Source organism: Achromobacter sp. SIMBA_011 (assembly GCF_046535435.1).
GTDB lineage: Bacteria > Pseudomonadota > Gammaproteobacteria > Burkholderiales > Burkholderiaceae_B > Achromobacter > Achromobacter dolens.
The window spans coordinates 1-252 of sequence record NZ_JAWRWN010000888.1 but is presented as its reverse complement, the minus strand read 5'-3'; the positions used below and the strand labels follow the sequence as shown (position 1 = coordinate 252).

The following is a 252-nucleotide window of genomic DNA, read 5'->3' as shown; positions in this document are numbered from 1 at the left end:
CCGTTCCGACCTGGTACAGCATCTGGACGCCGATGGGCTTCTTCCTGACGATGTTTATGGACGGCCCGTTACTGGGTTACCTGTTGTTGAGTCTGGCTGGCGTCGATGGCTGGGCGATGCGTCTGCTGCCAGCAATTTCTGTACTGGCACTGGTAGTGAGTGGCGTGGTGTCAGTGATGCAGGGCGCAGAGCTGGCGACTATTCATAGTTCTGTGCAGCAGGCCGCTGCGCTGGTGCCGGACTATGGTGCGC

Annotated in this window: 1 pseudogene; it reads left to right on the top strand. The window is 59.5% G+C overall.

Annotated elements, in window-relative coordinates:
• Positions 1–252: pseudogene (gene dmsC, locus SB816_RS33570) on the top strand (dimethyl sulfoxide reductase anchor subunit DmsC); the annotation flags it as partial.